At 68.8% G+C, this 16,956-nt stretch carries 11 protein-coding genes; 9 read left to right on the top strand and 2 right to left on the bottom strand.

Annotation, left to right across the window (positions count from 1 at the left end; translation table 11 throughout):
• Positions 1 to 95: 95 nt before the first annotated feature.
• The 8 genes from AC6JA9_RS30685 to AC6JA9_RS30720 all read left to right on the top strand — a co-directional run bounded on the left by AC6JA9_RS30685 (position 96) and on the right by AC6JA9_RS30720 (position 12,522).
• Positions 96 to 2,519 (top strand): FG-GAP repeat domain-containing protein, encoded by a 2,424-nt coding sequence (locus AC6JA9_RS30685; protein ID WP_408889668.1) that lies wholly within the window; start codon positions 96 to 98, stop codon positions 2,517 to 2,519.
• A 232-nt stretch (positions 2,520 to 2,751) separates the two neighbouring features.
• The gene (locus AC6JA9_RS30690) at positions 2,752 to 4,209 is read left to right on the top strand and encodes an FG-GAP repeat domain-containing protein (RefSeq protein ID WP_497958252.1); all 1,458 of its coding nucleotides are present in this window, start codon (positions 2,752 to 2,754) and stop codon (positions 4,207 to 4,209) included.
• A gap of 170 nt (positions 4,210 to 4,379) precedes the next feature.
• Complete coding sequence (locus tag AC6JA9_RS30695; RefSeq protein WP_255652570.1) at positions 4,380 to 5,603, top strand: DUF6531 domain-containing protein; 1,224 nt, start codon at positions 4,380 to 4,382, stop codon at positions 5,601 to 5,603.
• Complete coding sequence (locus tag AC6JA9_RS30700) at positions 5,510 to 6,790, top strand: hypothetical protein (protein WP_497958253.1); 1,281 nt, start codon at positions 5,510 to 5,512, stop codon at positions 6,788 to 6,790. The genes AC6JA9_RS30695 and AC6JA9_RS30700 overlap by 94 nt, the downstream gene beginning before the upstream one ends.
• Entirely contained in the window at positions 6,679 to 7,719 is a 1,041-nt protein-coding gene (locus tag AC6JA9_RS30705) for an RHS repeat domain-containing protein (protein WP_497960785.1), read from the top strand. Before AC6JA9_RS30700 ends, AC6JA9_RS30705 begins: the two co-directional genes overlap by 112 nt.
• A 64-nt stretch (positions 7,720 to 7,783) precedes the next feature.
• Positions 7,784 to 9,679 (top strand): hypothetical protein, encoded by a 1,896-nt coding sequence (locus AC6JA9_RS30710; protein ID WP_497958254.1) that lies wholly within the window; start codon positions 7,784 to 7,786, stop codon positions 9,677 to 9,679.
• Positions 9,680 to 9,707: 28 nt separating this feature from the next.
• Positions 9,708 to 10,838, top strand: coding sequence for a cysteine desulfurase family protein (locus AC6JA9_RS30715; protein ID WP_223745414.1), 1,131 nt, complete (start codon positions 9,708 to 9,710; stop codon positions 10,836 to 10,838).
• Positions 10,839 to 10,938: 100 nt separating this feature from the next.
• Positions 10,939 to 12,522, top strand: coding sequence for a hypothetical protein (locus AC6JA9_RS30720; protein ID WP_223745413.1), 1,584 nt, complete (start codon positions 10,939 to 10,941; stop codon positions 12,520 to 12,522).
• A gap of 58 nt (positions 12,523 to 12,580) precedes the next feature.
• Here the strand turns inward: AC6JA9_RS30720 and AC6JA9_RS30725 are convergent, their stop codons facing one another.
• Entirely contained in the window at positions 12,581 to 14,683 is a 2,103-nt protein-coding gene (locus AC6JA9_RS30725) for a S8 family peptidase (protein WP_497958255.1), read from the bottom strand.
• Positions 14,684 to 15,082: 399 nt separating this feature from the next.
• On the opposite strand from AC6JA9_RS30725, the gene AC6JA9_RS30730 reads away from it, so the two are divergent.
• Complete coding sequence (locus tag AC6JA9_RS30730; RefSeq protein WP_223781965.1) at positions 15,083 to 15,748, top strand: hypothetical protein; 666 nt, start codon at positions 15,083 to 15,085, stop codon at positions 15,746 to 15,748.
• A gap of 54 nt (positions 15,749 to 15,802) precedes the next feature.
• Here AC6JA9_RS30730 and AC6JA9_RS30735 read toward each other — a convergent pair whose 3' ends face one another.
• Positions 15,803 to 16,876: a type IV pilus twitching motility protein PilT gene (locus AC6JA9_RS30735; RefSeq protein WP_141325658.1), complete on the bottom strand. Its 1,074-nt coding sequence runs from the start codon at positions 16,874 to 16,876 to the stop codon at positions 15,803 to 15,805.
• Positions 16,877 to 16,956: the final 80 nt, after the last annotated feature.

Consider the following 16,956-nt stretch of genomic DNA (forward strand, 5'->3'; position numbering starts at 1 on the left):
TGACGCAATGCAAATCATTGCATCCCCAGAACACAGCCTCGGTGTAAGACGCGGCCATGCGCCCCAACCCAAGAGAACCTTCCCGAAGTCGCAGATTGCTGCTGGCGGGAGGGCTCGCCGCACTGGGCGTGGTCCTGCCCCAGCTCTCCGCCGCGGACCCCGCGTGCGTCCCCGCCGATCCCCGCCCCATCTGCAATACCACCGACCCCGAGGACCCCTCCGAAATCCCTCCTGAAGGACCCTTCTGGATTCACGAAGGCAAACGCTTCTTCGTGATCGGGGTCTTCGACTATCCCACCACGGCCAGCACGCCAGATGGCGGCCCTGCTAGAGACAGACCCAACATCAACAAGTCAGACCTCGCGCAGGGGGAATTGGGGCGCGTGGGCTTCAACACCATCATCCACGAACTCCCCGACCTGACCGCCGCCGACCTGGACAAGTTCGAACAGCATGGCGTGCACGTCCTCGGCAAGGCCTGGAATTGGAAGCGTCTCGAGGAGGCAGGCAGCGAGCGGCACTGGGTGCGGGAGAAGGATGCCCAACACCATGTCGGCAGCGACCTGGACCTCAAGATCCAGGAGCTGAAGAACAAGCCAGCGCTCCTCGGCTACGACTCCATGGACGAGATGGGCTGGAACATGGAGGGCGGCGGACAGCTCGTGCGAACCGACGGCGTCATCGACGCGGGCGCGACCGCCGCGCTGAGAGCGCGCCTCCCCACCTTCGACGCCGCGGTGAGCTTCCGCCAGTTCGTCAACAGCCGGGATCCTGCCCATCCCGTCTATTACACGGAGGTCGCCGCAACCAACGCGTCCGTGGGAGTCCCGCCGTGGGCGGACGTGCCAGGCTTCCCACCCGCGCAGTATCGCAAATGGATGGCCGCCGCGAACGCCTGGGGACAGGACCGGTATCCCGTCCCCCTCCTGCCTGACGGTACCTCCCCGCCATTTCCCCTGGCGCCCCTGAATGCACCCGCGGAGACCGCCGAGGCCATGCGCGCGCTCTACGACGATGACTTCGTGGCCCCCTATACGCCCAAGGGGCCCATCCTGATGGTGCTCCAAGGGCAAGGGATTGCGGAGTGCTGTGATTGGGACGAAGTGAACGACAAGTTAGGCCGGCGCCCCAACTACACGGAGACCCGCTACATGGCCTATTCCTCCATCATCCAGCGCGCGCGCGGCATCTTCTGGTGGGGAACGGATGTCATCCCGCGGGACTCACAGCTCTGGTGGGACATCAAGAAGGTCGCGGCCCAGCTTCGCTTCCTGGAGCCCGCCCTGGTTTCCGACATCCGAGGGGCCGTGACGCTCCCCACCGGGCTCGTGGGCATCCAGCGCAAGGTCGGGCACCGCCGCACCGTCATCGTCGCCAACAGCACGCCGACCCCGGTCACCGGCAATATCGTGCCAGTGGGCTGGAACGCCGGGACGCCAGCCCGCGTCCTCTTCGAGCAGCGCGGCCCCATCCCCTACAGCACCCCCCTGAATGGCTGGACGGACACCTTCGGCCCCTGGGAGGTCCACGTCTACACGGACCTTCCCCAGCAGCGGCGCAAGGACGACTTCGACGGAGATGGGACGTCCGACTTCACGTGGTACTGGCCATCGCCCATCCTGCCCCAGGCGGGCATGCTCACCGTCCAGGCCAGCTCGCTGCCACGGCTCATGCGCTTCGCGGGCGGAATGCCTGGAGATGTCTCGCTCACGGGTGACTACGACGGAGATGGCATCGCGGACTACGTCGTCTACACCCCGGCCCCGGACGCCGGGACGCCCGGGTACTTCACGGTGTGGCGGAGCCGGGGGCAGCACTGGAGCTGGTTCGACCTGGGCAAGCCCGGCGCCATTCCGCTCGCCGCGGACTACGACGGAGATGGCATCACGGACATCGCGGTCTACGAGCGCTTCGCGACCCCGCAGTTCCAATCCGAAACGTCCCAGTGGATGTATGGCCAGTTCGTCTGGCACTCGAGCCTGACCGGCGGCCCCCCTCGGACGTTCCTCATGGGCGAGCCCGACGACACGCCGGTCGTCGGTGACTTCGATCACGACGGCAAGGACGACTACGCCCTGCACAAGGCCAAGGACGGCTCGGGCTGGGGCGGCTGGTTCACCGTGAGGAAGAGTCAATCCGCGATATGGGATTGGGACACGATGGGACAGGTGGGGGACCTCCCCGTCGTGGGCGACTACGACGGCGACGGGTTCAGCGACCTGGCGGTCTACACCCCACGCTGGCCGGCGAATGACGGAGGGGGCTACTTCACCGTCATCCACAGCTCCACGGGGACATCCCATGTGAAGTTCCTCGGAGGGGTCGGTGACGTCCCCGTCACGGGCGACTACGACGGCGATGGGAAGACGGACTTCGCGGTCTACCGGCCTCGCACGAGCACTCCCGCGGCGGGGGGTGACTACACCGTCACGTCCTCGAGAACCGGGCTCACGAGCGTGGTGAGCCGACCCGGCGTGCGTCCGGGCGAGCTGCCCATGGGCCGAGCCGGGCAGCAGTAATCCTCCTGCCTGGCGTGGTGGACTCGAACGTCCACCCCGCCGTGCGGCGGCGTGTGTCATCCGCCTTCGTGTAGCGGGCCTCGCCACAGCGGCCGAGGGTCGTGTGTCCCCGGAGGTGACAGCACGGGGCGCCCCTCGTTCCGCAATCCGAGTCCACGTCCCATGGCACATGGAGTGCTTCGTGTCGCGAGCCCCGCGCAACCCCGCGCGGGACTTCCCCTCGAGGCTCTTCATGCAAAGGTCCGCCCCTCCCCTGCTCAGGCTGTGCACGCTCGTGCTCGCGCTCGTGCTGCCCACGGTCTCCCACGCCGCGGTGGTGACGTTCTGCGCGGGAACGCTGGCGAACTCCGGCCAGAACTTCGTGAACTACAGCGGCACCTCGTCCGGGCTCGCGACGGGGATGTACCGGATGACCCTGTCACAGTCCGGCGCCTTCACCGTGCAGAACCTCCAGGCCGCCTGGAATGGCATCGCCGTGGGCGCCTTCCAGCCCATCTCCGGCTCGGCGACCGTGTCCCTGAGCGGCATCATCCCCTCCGGACTCGCGCCGGGCCAGAGCGTCACGGTGACGCTCTCCATCCAGAACATCATGGGCCAGCTCATCGACCAGAGCACCACCACGGTCGCCGTCAACGGCCAGAGCCCCGGCTGGAACAAGGTCTGGACGGCGACGAGCCAGGGCGGCGTCGCCGCCTATGCGAAGCACTATGTCGGTGACTTCGATGGCGACGGCACCGAGGACCTGCTCGGCGTGGACACCAATGGCTGGATGACGATGTTCCACTACCGCAACGGCGACTGGCAGTGGGGCTGGAGCAACAACGGCTCCCCCAGCGCGGGCGGCGGCATCTACGACTATCGCAACAACCTGGTCATCGGTGACTTCGACGGGGACGGCAAGGACGAGGCCCTGGGGGTCGCCTCCTGGGTCACGCTGTTCCACTTCGACAACGGCACCTGGAACTGGGGCTGGAGCAGCTACGGCAGCACGTCCGACCAGCTCTTCGCCCACTCCAACGGGGGCGGTTACCTCGTCTCCGGCAACTTCGACCTGGCGGCTCCCGCCCAGAAGGATGAGCTTGTCGGCGTGAGCGCGAGCGGGTGGATCACCCTCTTCCGCCTCAACGCGGCGGGCACGGGCTGGGATTGGCTCTGGAGCACCCAGGGCAACACGGCGCATGGCATGTACGGCTACCGCCACCACCTGCGCAACGGCGGCGACACCAACGGTGACGGCAAGGAGGAGCTGCTGGGGCTCGCCAGCTGGGCGACGACCTTCCACTACGTCAACGGCGAATTCGCGTGGGGCTGGAGCACGTACGGCGCCAACCACATCGGTGGCGTGGGCTATCCGCAGGGCCCCCAGGACGCGCTCCTGACGGGCAACCTCGACTCCGTGGATGGACGGGACGAGTGGTTCTTCATCCAGGGGGGACCGACGGCCTCCTGGGCCATCACCGAGGACTGGGCCGGCAGCGGCTTCTCCTGGAACTGGTCCAACCACAACTTCACCCCGGCCGCGCCCTTCATCGGTGACTGGCCGCTCGCGAACAATGGCGGCAGCAACGCCAGCTACCTGCTGGTCCGCGCCGTCGCCGGGCAGCCCAAGCACCTGGTCGCGCGCCGCACGTTCTGCGCCCACCGCGACATGCGCATGTACGTGATTTCCAACCCCTGGGCCAACTACTGAACCAGACGCGGGACACCTGGAGCCGGGGCCCATGCGGGCCCCGGCTTCGGCTTGTTGCCCCTCCGGCGAAAGGCTCATCTCGACAGTCCCAGGCAGGGGCCCGCCTGGACAACGACAAGGGAAAGGAAGAATAGTCACCCGCAAAGGCAGTCGAACCTGCGCGAGGCCCCATGAGCGCCAGTGGACGCGTCTCGGTCGGACACCCTGTGGACGTCGCGTCAGGGGTTCTCTTCAACACCTGGCTCGACTTCGCCATCCCAGGCACGCTTCCGCTCGTCTTCGAGCGGTTCTATAGCACCGCGCTCATCACCCAGACCGCCGAGGCGCCGCTGGGCCCCGGGTGGCGCCATGGCTTCCAACACGAGCTCCGTCAGACATTGGAGGGGTTCGCCTATCTCGACCCGCAGGGGGTCGAACACCCGCTCGAGGACTCGAAAGGCAGCTTCGACACCTGTGGCAAGCTGCTCAGCCCTGCGCATCAGATGGAGCTGCGGGGCACCCGAGACGACCTGGAGCTCCAGCACTACGGCGGCCCGCATCCCCAGTGGGTCTTGCACTTCAGGCGCCGCCCCAAGTCCACGCGCTACCGATTGGAGTCCCTGGGGCTCAGTCCCCAGGCCCGATTGCGCTTCGAGTACAGCTCCACGGGCCCGCTCAAGCGGGTCATCCATGCACGCTCGGGTCGCGCGCTCCGCCTCGAATCCACCCCGCAGGGCCGCCTCGTGGCGGTCTGGCTCGAGGGGCCGCCCAAGGAGCTCGTCGCGCGCTACACCTACGACGCCCGCGGCAATCTCATCCAGGTGACCGACCGCATCGGCGTGGTGGCGGACTACGGCTATGACGCCCACCACCGGATGCTCTCGGAGGCCAAGGCCACGGGCGCCGTCTATACCTTCCGCCACGACGCCCAGGGGCGCTGCATCCAGGCCTCCGGCACGGACCGCTTCGAGGAGCGGCTGCTGCGTTACGACCCGGCCCGCAGAGTCACCGACGTCTCGGACAGCCACGGCGAGCGGACCCGCTACGAGTACAACGAGGCCGGCCAGGTGACGAGCCTGCTCACGCCGCTGGGCACCCGCGCCGCCTATACCTTCGATGACCTCGGGCGACTGGTGGCCATCACGGACGTCAATGGGAACCGCAGCACCCTGCGTTATGACGAAGCGGGGCATCCCTGCGCCGCCTCCTATCCGGACGGGCGCGAGCTGTGTATCGAATACGATGACCGGCACCGCCCGGTGAAGTTCACGGACCACTCAGGCAAGTCCTGGCGCTATGCCCATGATGCGTGGGGTGCCTGGTGCACTCCATCAACCCGCTGGGCCATGAATGGCACTACGAATACAACGCCTCGTGCGAGCTGGTGCGCATCATCAACCCGCTCGGCGCGATGACCCAGCACCTCTGGGATTCCCACGGCAATCTCCAGCAGACCCTCGACCCGGATGGTCACGCCTGGTCCGCGGAGCATGACGGGTATGGGCGCCTCACGCGCCTGAGGGACCCTTCGGGTGGCACCTCGCGGACCACCTATGACCGAGCCGGGAATGTCGAGTCCTTCGAGGACCCGAACGGCCAGGTCGTCCACTTCGAGTACGACGCGGGAGGACGGCAGACGCTCAGCCGAGACGCCACCGGCAGGACCGCCCGACGACGCTACAACGCCTGCGGCCAGGTCATCGAAGCGGTCCAGGCGGACGGGACCCGGCTGCACTTCGAATGGGACACGGAGCCGGGTCGGCTTCTCTCCATCACCGACCCCCGTGGAAACCAGCTCCAGTGGTTCTACGACGTGCTGGGCCGCCCCATCGAGCGCCGCCACTGGGACGGCACCGCCATGAAGTATGAGTTCGATGCCGCGGGCAACCTCGTCGCGGTGGAGGACACCACGGGCAGCCGCGTCGAGTATGGCTATGACAGCTGGCACAACCTCGTGAAGCGCCGGATGCCGGACGGGGCGGAGACCGTCTACACGTACGACGCCAACTGCCTGCCCATCTGCATCCGGACCGACGAAGCCGAGCTTCGCTTCGAGCGGGACCTCCATGGCCGGGTGACCGCTGAGATTCAGGCGGGGCAAACGGTCCGCAGCACCTTCGACGCCACGGGTCGACGCATCCGGCTGGAGTCCGACCTGGGGGCCCAGGCGAGGTTCGACTGGAGCCCTGGCGGACGCTGCACCTCCGTCCAACAGGCCCACAACACCCTGCGGTTCCATCACGACGCGCGAGGGCGGGAGGTCCGACGGGAGCTGCCCGGAGGAGGCGCCTATGAGCAGCGCCACGACGCCGGGGGGCGTGTCCTGGAGCAATGGTACGTCGCCCCGAACAGCGGAGCCCGTCGCCCCGGGAGGACCACCGCGAGCCCCAGCGCCCCTGCCAGCGTGCACCGCAAGTACCACTACGACCCCAGCGGCCACCTGGACTTCGTCGAGGACTCGATGCGGGCTCCGCCCGCTTCGTGCACGACCTGCTGGGCCGCCTGCAGGCCGCCATCCCCACGCAGGGCCTCGCGGAGCTCTTCGAGTACGACGCGGGCGGCAATCGACGCCACACCGCGCGACTCCCCTCGGCGCGGCTGAAGGACCCCGAGTCGATGCTGGTGCGGGGCTCCCTGGGGCCGGACACCCTGGACCTGGCGGAGCTGCACGCCCAGGGCGCCCAGGTGGAGGAGCGGCTCACCGCCCAGGGCAACCGCACGCTCCACTTGAGCAGGCCCGGAGAACACCTCCGCTACGAATACGACGCGCAGGGCCGGCTCGCGCGCAAGCACGTCGACCAGGACTCAGCGGAAGGCACCGCGACCTGGACCTATGAGTGGAACGCGCTGGGGCAGTTGCGCGGCGTCGTCCGACCCGATGGTGAACGCTGGAGCTACGACTACGACGCCATGGGACGGCGGGTCGCGAAGCATGGACCCCGAGGAACCCATCGCTATGTCTGGGATGACGCCCGGCTGCTCCACGAAGTCACCCCGAGCCAGCAGCGGGTGACCTTCCTCACCCATCCCGAGCAGGCGACCCCGTTGTTGAGGGCGGATGACACCGCCACGTTCTACGCCCTGCACGATGCCTTGGGCAGCACGAGCGAGTGGGTGACCGAGGACGGCAGCCTCGCCTGGAGCGCCCGCCGCGGAAGCTGGGGCGAGCCCCTGGAGGAGACCTTCGATGGAGCCCCCGGCTTCCCGGGGCAGAGCTACGACGCCGAATCCGGTCTCTATTACAACTTCGCGCGCTATTACGACCCCGTCCTCGGCCGATACATCAGCCCGGACCCCATCGGGGTGCTGGGAGGATTCAACGACTACGCCTACGTCCCCAGTCCCGTCGAGTGGATGGATGTCCTTGGTCTCTACACGACCGGTGGTCCCTTCCAATGGAGTCCCGCCGCGACCTCCGGCTCCGGCGCTCCGGACCTGCTCGGCCAGGGGCAGCGCTATGTCATCAATCCGGCGACCGGAAACAGGCATTCCGAAAGCCAGCGCCGAAGCCTTCTCACGATGGCTGGATGAGGTCTGTCCGCTCCACCAAAGCACCCGCGCGCCCTGCGTCCTGGAAGCAGACGCGCCCGCGCGCGTGAAGGCCCTCTGGGAGGCCACGGGTTGGAGCACCGCCACCGGAGGCGGCGGCACCGTGCCCGTGTCCATACGGCCGGAGCGGGAAGCAGGCCTCGCCGTGGCCCGGCCCGTGTTCGAGCGCTGGTTCGACAACGCCCGGACCCGCGCCAGTTGGGGATTGAAGGCCGACGAGGGGCCGCCCTGGAGCAGGCTGCCCCGCAAGCTTCGCATCGTCTATGCCTTCACCTCGGCCCTCGCCTATGCGGACGAAACCTCCGACGCCGAAGACCCTCCTGTCTTCGAAGTGCGACCGGAGTCACCCACGCCGGTGATGTCGTGCCCCAGCTATGTGGATGCCGTGGTCCATGCCACCATCCTGAGGGTGATGTCGCTGCGCAGGGCCCTGGTGCTGCCCGGTCCCCCGTTGAAAGGACCCGCCCCCTTCGCACCGCTCTTCACCGGCCTCTGGGAGCTGGGCGATGGCGTCTGGGGATTGGGCCACGACCCACGCCACCTCCACGGCAAGCCGCCGCCTCCCCAGGCCTTGACGAACTTCGTCTTCCGCTCGTTCGCCCACTACGTCGACTTCGCCCTCTCGGTGCCCACGGAGCAGCTCCCCACCCTGGGCCCTCCCGGCTCCGGCTTCACCTTCATGACAGACGGAGGCAAGGAGCTGGAGCCCGAGCACCCCACCCTGCCAGGACTGCGAGCCTTCACCTCCCAGTCGTCCCCGAAGGAAGCGCCGCGCCATCATGCCTTCGGCATCATCGACGGGATGCATGTCTGGATATCCCGGCATCCCCCCTCCCCCACGCTCAGCGTGCTCGTGGAGGCGCAACACGGCCCCCAGATGCTGGAATGGCTCAAGGCCCACAAGGCTCGTGTCCGGCAGAAGGTTGCTCCGAACAAGGACCCCTGGGCGGGCCCCCCACCTGAAGCACCCGCGCCCTCCACACGGGCCCCTCGGAGCAAGCGCCCCGCGAAGGCCCCTGCCGTCTCTGAGGAGGCCCTGACCATCCGTCAGGAGGCGACCGGGTTGCACCAACTGCTCGCCACCCGGTTGAAGGACTTCGCGTCGTCTCGCAGGGACGTGGAGCTGGGCGACAAGGAGCCCGCCACGCTCCGCGCCTTCTGGGAACCGGTGGGCTGGTCTCCGCTCTTCGCCGGGTTCCTCGGTGAGCCGGAGCTCGCCAAGGGCCGCAAGGAAGTGAAGCGGCTGCTGACCGAGTACCGCTCCTGGAGCGACACGTTCCGGCTCGACCTCGAGGACCTCCCCAGACAGTTCCGGCTCGCCTACGAAGACCCTCAGGGCGTCGGCTTCGCCATCACCGACGAGTCGACCCATCCCGAGCGGCCCTCCATGCTCGGAATCTCGGCGGACCGGGGCACGCTGGAGCCCAGCACCCCTGACTACCTGAGCTGGGCGGGCACGCAGCTGCTCTCCCTGGCCTTCTCCGACTGGCTTCACACGACCTGGCGGAGCAAGCCTTCACCGGACCAGTTGCCAGGGGCCACCCAGCCTTTTCCCAGACTGTCTCCCGGCACCCTCCAGCTCACCGAGGACGTGTGGGCCCTCCCCTCCGAGGCCTGGTCCCAGCGTCCCGGGGAGCGACTGGTGTTCCGGACCTTCGACGCGCTCATCCATTGGATGACCCACGCCCAGGGGCTTCAATCCCTCTCATTCGAGCCACTCCCTGGCGACAGCATCCCGCTCCGCACGAGCCCGGGTGCCAGGGAGCTTCCCGCGACGGTGAAGCACCTGCCCGGCCTGGAACCGGGACGGTCCTACCGCGCGGGCGCATGGGAAGACATGAACATCCTCCTCGAATCGAAGGGGGCCACCGTCCGACTGGCGACCTCGCCTCGTGACCATGAGCGCCTGTCCACCCTCGTGAAGGAGCGCGGCTGGCGTTGACGGCGGGGCGGCGCGATAGAGTCACGGCATGACGTACCTGGACCACGCGGCCTCCACGCCCGTGCATGAAGCCGCACTGGAAGCCATGCTGAGCGCGATGCGCGAGGGCGCAAGCAACCCCTCCTCCGTGCACGCGGCGGGACGCAAGGCCCGCGCCGCGCTGGACCAGGCCCGCATCGAGGTGTCCAGCTACCTGGGCTGCCTCCACGCCGAGCTGCGGTGGGAAGCCAGCGGCTCGGCCGCGCTGGGACGCGCCTTGCGCTCGGCCCTGTCCCTCTGCTCGGGCCCCCTCGTCTCCAGTCGCCTGGAGCACCCCGCCGTACGAAACGTCGTCGAGCAAGCCGAGTCCTCCGGCCGTGAGGTGCGCTGGCTGTCCCAGCCGGGCGGAAGCCTGACGCCCACCGTCGCCGCTCCGCTGCTCGAGGGCGCCGCCGTGGTGGCCCTGTCCGCGATGAACCAGGAGCTGGGCACCGCCCCCGACCTCGCGCCGCTGCTGGCGCTGGCTCCCAGCGCCTGGTGGGTGGTGGACGCGGTGCAGGCGGCGGCCTGGAGAGACCTCCGCCCCCTGCTCGCGCCTCGCGTCTTCCTCGCCTGCGCCTCCCAGAAGCTCGGAGGACCTCCGGGTGTCGCGGCGCTGCGCGTGCCTCGCGAGCTGGCCTTCGCTCCCGCGGGCAGACGCGAGCCGCGCTTCCCCGAAGCCCCCGGGACACCGCCCTGGATTGCCGCCATCGGCATGGGCGCGGCCTGCCGCGTCCGCGCCCCTGCCCTGCGCGAAGGACTGCCGCGAGCGAGGGCCCAGGCGGAGCGGCTGCTCGCGGGGCTCCAGCGAAGCTGCCCGGACCTCGTCCACAACACGGGGCCCGACTGGGTGGGCCCCATCCTGGATGTCTCGGTGCCTGGCGTGGAGGCACGCAGGATGGAGACCGCGCTCGACCTGCGCGGCCTGTGCGTGGCGAGGACCTCCGCGTGTCAGCAGGCGCGCGTGGTGGCCTCTCCCGTGGTGGCCGCCGCGTTCCCCGGGGCGCCATGGCGCGCGGACTCCGCCCTGCGCTTCAGCCTGGGACTCCAGACCTCCGAGGAGGACCTCGACGCCGCGCTGGAGGCCTGGAGCTCGGCCCTGTCGGAGCTCCGCCCCGCGACGTCCACCGGGAGCACATGAAGTCCCGCACGCGCCGGTGAGGGGAATTCCGGGCGAGCTCCGTTCAGGGACAAGGGACGAGCCCATTCCGGGCACCTTCCCCGAGAAGGAGCTTCCGTCCATGTCGCCGATTCCATCCCGGCGTCTCGCGCTCGTGTGTCTCTCGTTGGTGGCCGCCACGGCCTGCATGACCGGCCCGCACAACGGCACCACCACCGGGGACCCGGTGATTGGCGAGACCTTCCGGTTCGAGGGCTACTACCCCGAACCCAACATCCCCATCTCGCTCCAGGTCATGAACAATCCAGGCCTGGACCCGACCCTGGACTCCAACTGGACCCAGTTCGCCACGGCGACGACGGTCACCACCCCCACCTCGTTCAACAGCACCGACCCGCTCTTCCACTGGAGCGTCACCGCCGCGCCGGTGCCGCACATCGGCTTCTCGCTGCGCTGGTCCACCGGCGGCCTGGTGAAGGTGCGCGCGGTGGCCAAGGACCCCGACGGCGACACCACGCTCTACACCTTCGACGACATCACCTACCCGGACTGCTTCGCCGCCAACGTCAACGAGCCCTGGAACGTGCTCGGCACCGAGTGCCAGGGCGTGGGCCTCAACCGCTCCGCGCTGGTCTCCACCCGCAACAGCCCCGTCGACGCGGCCCCGGGCGCGCGCACGGTGTTCCTGGGCAAGAAGCAGAGCAACCTCCCGAGCGCGGCCGCGGAGGAGGCGGAGACGCTGCAGTACTACGCGCAGATCCAGGCGCCCGCGACGCTCGCCGCCTTCCGCACGAAGTTCGGCTTCCCCAACAGCGAGGTCACCGCGACCTACTACAACGACGGTGACCTGGGGATTGGCCGGGAGATGCACTGCCGCTCCTTCCCCGTGCCGTCGCAGCCCAATGGCGTCGCCTGCTACGTGAGCAACTACGCCGAGCAGCTCAACGGCGTGCCCGTCTTCGGCGGCAGCTCCGCCATCGCGCTCGCGGACGCGGTGAGCCGGACGAACGAGTTCGCCACCGTGGCCATGGTCTTCACCCCGCCCGCGAACACCGCCAACAGCGTCCAGTTCATGGTGTACGACGCCCAGGGCGCGCTGGCCCCCAAGGCGCAGCTCGACAACGCGGCCGACAACACCTTCGTGCCCGGCAACTGCCTGACGTGCCATGGCATCCGGGCGACGTACAACCCGGTCAACAACTCCGTGTCCGGCCAGGCGAAGTTCCTGCCCTTCGACGTCTTCAGCTTCCGGTACTCCAACGCCCCGGGCTTCACCTACGCCGAGCAGGCCAACGCGCTGCGCTCCCTCAACGACCTCATCACCAGGACCTCGCCCACGGCGGCCATCACCGACTTCATCACCGGCATGTACGCACCCAAGGCGGTGAGCGACGTGACGGCGATGGCCAATGACACCTACGTGCCCCCTCAGTGGAAGCAGACGAAGCAGAAGGGACTGGCGCTCTACAACGGCGTCGTGAAGCCCTACTGCCGCACCTGCCACATGTCCGCGGGGGACGGCAGCGCGTTCCTCGACCAGGCCGTCTTCGAGGCGTACGCACCCATCATCAAGACGGAGGTCTGCGGCTCGGGCACCACGCGCACCATGCCCCAGGCAGAGCACGTGATGCGCAAGTTCTGGAAGAGCGGCGCGCGCGCCTACCTCGACCTGGGCCTGGACCTGCAATCCCACTGCAGGCCGTAGCGCCCACACGCCCCGCTCCGGAAGGCACCGTCCCTCCGGAGCGGAGGTGTCACAGGGACTACGGCCCCGTCAGCCGGCTGAAGGTGAACGACGGGCGGTTCCACGTCCCACCCGGGAAGCTCAGCGATAGGGACGAGGACACGGCGCCGGGCGCTCCCACCGAGCCGGAGACGGAGAGCGTGCCCACGGGGATGGACGACGTGGACGGCGTGCCGCCGCAGCCCGGGCAGAGGTTCGTGCCGGTGACATACGTCAGCGGGAACGACAGCGTCGTAGAGGGGCTGGTCGCCACGCCCTGCACCCACACGGGCGTGCTGCCCTGATAGACGGTGACGTTGGCGAAGTGGGTGTTGCCCATGCTGTGGACCGTGGCGCCCCAGCCGGACTCGGTCGCCTGGTACCAGGCCCCCGTCAGGTTCATCACCGGCGTGCCGCTGGCGAACGCGAAGAACTGCACCGGCTCACTGCCCGACAGCGCCCCCAGGCTCCAGTGGAAGGTCCACGCTCCGGCGCTGTGCGTGAAGCGCATGCCGCCCACCGTCGTCAGCGTCGCGCTCGAGCCATTCCACGACGCGCGCAGCAAAGCTCCCCGCCACTCGCCGGGCTCGGCCTGCAGGTGGCTCACGTACCAGATGGGGGTGCCCGAGGCGGTGTACGTGTACCAGGTGACGTAGAGCGCGTCGGGCGCGGTGTGCTGGATGTCCAGCCCGTTGCCCGGGCGCGAGGCGTTGTACCAGGTGCCCTGCTGGGGGCGCGGCGGCAGGTTCGTGTAGACGGCCGCGGCCGCGTTGATGAGGCCGGAGCCGCAGTGGGAGCCACAGCCCGGAACCAGCGTCGCCGTGCTCCTGAGGCGCGCGGCGACCTGCGCGGGGGTCATGGACGGCTTCTGCGACAGGATGAGCGCCGCGAGGCCCGCCACGTGCGGCGCCGCCATGGACGTCCCGCTCAGGTAGCGGTGGCAGTAATCCCCTGTCAGCAGCGCGCCGTGCGGCTTGCCGATGGCCCAGGGCGCGACAATCTGGTCCGTGCCCGAGTACGGGTCCCACGTGTTGGGGTCATTGGCGGGACAGCCGATGCCCTCGCCGAAGAAGCCGGAGCTGGCGGTGCCGCCCGGCGCCATCAGGTCCACCCGGGAGCCCCCGTTGCTCCACGCCGCCCGCGTGTTCGTCTTCGTGGTGGCGCCCACGGCGAGCACGCCGTTGCAGGAGGCCGGCGTGACGTTCGCGGCCTGGAAGCCCTGCACGCCGTCATTGCCCGCGGCGGCCACCACCACCACGTTCCTGGAGACGGCGTAGCTCACCGCGCTCTGGATGTCGGGATAGTTCGAGCAGGGATAGATGGCGGAGGGATTGCCGGCGTCATACGCCGTGCCGAAGCTCATGTTGATGACGCGCGCGCCGTGGTCCGCCGCGTACCGGATGGCCTCGTCCACGGTGGCCAGGGTGACGCCGTTGCCCGTGTTGGAGACCTTGACGGGCATGAGCTGACAGCCCCAGCAGATGCCCGCCCCGCCCACGCCGTTGTTCGCGCGCGCCGCGAGGATGCCCGCCACGTGGACGCCGTGGTGGTAGGTGTTCGTGTCGTAGGGGTCCGCGTCCCCCTCGCCGAAGTCGTAGCCCGGGGTCCACGCGCCCTGCAGGTCGGGGTGGTCCAGCCGGCCCGTGTCCAGCACGGCGATCTTCACGTTGCCCGTGACGGTGTTCCACGCCGAGGGCAGGCCGATGGCCGGGGCGTTCCACTGCAGCGGGTAGAGCGGGTCCGACGGCGTGGCGAAGAACTCCAGGTACAGGTTCTCGTGCGCGTACTCCACGCCCGGGTCCTCGCGCAGCGCGGCGATGGCCTCCAGCGTGCGCGCCTCCTCCTCCGCGATGGACGCCGCCGGGCGCCCCGCCTCCGGCTCCAATGACATCACCACCGCGCCACTCGAGAGCGCCTGGACGTGCGTGGAGCGGAACCCTCGCACGGTGGGGAGCGCGTCACCGGAGAGGCCCCGGACCGAGTCCTTGAGCTTCACGATGGCCTGCCCCGGGACGAAGCGTCGCTTCGCGGCGCTCGGGGCCGGCGGCGCCTCCGGGGGCGCGGCGGGTTCGGCGCCACAGGCGCTCCACAAGAGGGATGTCAGCATCAGCGGGACAAGACACACGCGTGCCAGGTTCGTCACTCGACCTCCACTGAGAGGGGATGGAAGAGACACCAAGCCAGACGGACACGACGTGGGTCAACCCCGCGCCAGGGTGGAAATCCTTATCATCCAGAGCAGGGCCCCTCACCCCGAACGGGGCATGGCACGTCCCAGGTCGCGTCCAATCACAGCCATCCGCCCATCCCTCAAGTCGCGCCCCCCCGAGGGGCGGCGCCCCGGTCAAGCCGTGCTTCGGCGTGAGGCCTCCCGGGTCTGTTCCACGGCGGCCAGGAGCGCCACCTTCGCTACGGCGAGGTGACACACCGTCACCTCGGAACCCGAGAAAACATGCATCCAGCACCTTGTCGCGGCACCGGTTCTCTCGCAGGCTGAGCCACGCAATACCCATCTTCAGACACCCTCCAAGGAGCAGCGGCGATGAACGTTCGCGGTTCGATGTGGATTCTGGGTTGTGGCATCCTGCTCTCATGCGGGGCTCCGATGCAGGACGAGGAAGCGGAACCGCTCGCCACGCGGAGAGAGGGGCTGTCCCAGGTCTTCACCCAGCAGGTGGACTTCACCGCGGCCACCGGGGCCACCTTGCTGCCATTCCCCGTGAATGCGTTCGACGCGTACCCCGACCATCCGTCGGGCGCCGCCTCCAGTTGCGTGCGGACGCCGCCGGGGGTCGACCTGCCGTGGGGCGCCAGCGCGCCCACCGTCAACGTCCTGGCGCCCCGCGCCAGCACGAACAACTGGCTCTGCTTCGTCGGGCCCGGCTGGAACCACAACAACACCAACCCCCTCCCCGTGAAGCCCACCCTCATCGTCAACGGCGAGGACGACTTCGAGCTGGCCTTCCTCAGGCCCGTCTCGGCGGTGGGACTGGAGCTGCTCACCAACCATCGGGCGGTGCACAAGGTGACGTTGACCTTCACGGACGCCACCCAGGAGGTCATCGAGGACGCGGCCCTCGACACGAACACCCACACCTTCGAGTTCGTGGGCTTCCAGTCGAGCAAGCCCATCCGGTCCCTCTTCGTCGACACGACGGGTGGCGCCTCCGAGAACGAAGGCATCGCCGCCATCTGGACCGCGCCCTGAGGTCCACTCCAGCGCCCGGAGCCACCCCGCTCCGGGCGCTGCCGCGCACGGCCGTCAATCGAACTCGAGCGCCCGCTGGAAGTCGGCGGGGTTGGAGGCCGCGCTCTGCGCCGTCTCCAGGGTGATGATGCCCTCGCGGTACAGCTGCGTCAGGTGCTGGTCGAAGGACTGCATGCCGAACATGTCGCGGCCCTTCTCGATGACATCCTTGAGCTCGCTGGCGCGGTCATCCCGGATGTACTGCTCCACCGTCTTGGTCTGCACCATGATCTCCAGCGCCACCGTGCGGCCCTTGCCGCTGGCGCGGGGCAACAGGCGCTGGGAGATGGTCCCCTTGAGGCAGTCCGCCAGGCGCATGCGCACCATGGTCTGCTCCTCGGCGGGGAACACCGACACCAGGCGGTTGATGGTGCGCGAGGCGTCCGTGGTGTGCACCGTGGAGAGCACCAGGTGGCCCGTCTCCGAGGCCTTCAGCGCGATGTCGATGGTCTCCGTGTCGCGCATCTCGCCCACCAGGATGACGTCCGGGTCCTGGCGCAGCGCCGCGCGCAGGGCGATGGCGAAGCCCTTGGTGTCCGGGCCGATCTCCCGCTGGGAGATGGAGGACTTGATGTTCTTGTAGATGAACTCGATGGGGTCCTCGATGGTGAGGACGTGCAGGTTCTCCGTGCGGTTGATGTGGTCGATCATCGACGCCAGCGTGGAGCTCTTGCCCGAGCCCGTCGCGCCCGTCACCAGCACCAGCCCGCGCTCGTTGCCTGCGATCTTCTTGAGCACCTGCGGCAGGCCCAGCCCGTCGATGGTGGGAATCTCATCCGGGATGATGCGCAGGATGCACGCCAGCGAGCCGCGCTGCCGGTAGATGTTGACGCGGAAGCGCGCGACCCCCGGGAGGCTGTACGAGGCGTCGCACTCCTGCAGCTGGTCGATCTGCGGCTTGATGGCCGGGTCGGAGATGACGTGGATGGCCACCTGGCGGGTGTGGTCCGCGTGGAGCTTCTCCATCTTCAGCGGGCGCAGCACGCCGTTCACCCGGTAGATGGGCGGGTCGCCGGGCCTGAAGTGGATGTCCGAAGCGCCGTTCTGTACGCCAACCGTCAGGAGCTTGTTCAGTGTTGCCAGGTCCAGGTGAAGACCTCTCGGATGTGGAAGGCTTTGACTCTAGGCGAACCCGCAAACCCTGCCCACGGTGGGCATCGGTGCGCGCC

The organism is Myxococcus sp. MH1 (assembly GCF_059738865.1).

What these genes read in the sequence shown, in the direction of transcription:
- AC6JA9_RS30690 (WP_497958252.1), top strand. Translation starts at nt 2,752, where the DNA reads ATGCAAAGGTCCGCCCCTCCCCTGCTCAGGCTGTGCACGCTCGTGCTC.
- AC6JA9_RS30695 (WP_255652570.1), top strand. Translation starts at nt 4,380, where the DNA reads ATGAGCGCCAGTGGACGCGTCTCGGTCGGACACCCTGTGGACGTCGCG.
- AC6JA9_RS30715 (WP_223745414.1), top strand. Translation starts at nt 9,708, where the DNA reads ATGACGTACCTGGACCACGCGGCCTCCACGCCCGTGCATGAAGCCGCA.
- AC6JA9_RS30720 (WP_223745413.1), top strand. Translation starts at nt 10,939, where the DNA reads ATGTCGCCGATTCCATCCCGGCGTCTCGCGCTCGTGTGTCTCTCGTTG.
- AC6JA9_RS30730 (WP_223781965.1), top strand. Translation starts at nt 15,083, where the DNA reads ATGAACGTTCGCGGTTCGATGTGGATTCTGGGTTGTGGCATCCTGCTC.